Below are 603 nucleotides of genomic sequence, written 5' to 3'. Positions count from 1 at the left end.
CTCGCAGAAATACTACTTCCTCCACGAGCTTTCAGCACTTCAGGTACCATAGCCAATACATGCTGAATCATTGCTTGCCACCCTTTAACCTCAATAACTTTGTTGTTTAGGCGCATAAAGCTTCTCACTTTTATCTTTTTACGACTTCCTTTATCACCAGTACGCTCAAATATATGCTTACGAACAACCTCGGCTGAAACTAATAATTGGAAGACAGCAAGTGGTGTTAAAGAGGCGAGTGTGTAAAATTCTCTGCTCTTATACTCGACGACAATGTACTCATCCTTATCCTTGTCATAGAACACTGCATCGGGCTTTACGAACGCCTTACTCCAGCAAAATGTTTTTGAGTCAATCGATATTTCAGCTAAATCATATTTAAAGTTAGGCAAAAACCTTTCTTGTACACTTTCTTCTTTTACGTCTTCGCTTCCAAAATCTTTAATTGATGCAAACTGGCTATAAGTGCTCATATCAGGTGCATCTAAACAGTCGAACTTTAGGTAAGGCAAATCTATCCAACGGAACTTATCGTTCCTCATTTCGTTAGTGTTAGCTTTCTTTATATGTTTGCTAATTTCAGGTGTAGATAGTTCTTTTTTG

Annotated in this window: 1 protein-coding gene; it reads right to left on the bottom strand. The window is 38.1% G+C overall.

Going from position 1 to position 603, the window contains the following annotated elements; translation table 11 throughout:
- Positions 1-603, bottom strand: a 603-nt coding sequence (locus tag A3761_RS28120; protein ID WP_197473194.1) for a hypothetical protein, incomplete at both ends; no start/stop codon positions are given.

Source organism: Oleiphilus sp. HI0123 (assembly GCF_001635315.1).
Note: the sequence above shows the minus strand (reverse complement) of the source record. Positions and strands in the feature narration are given on the sequence as shown.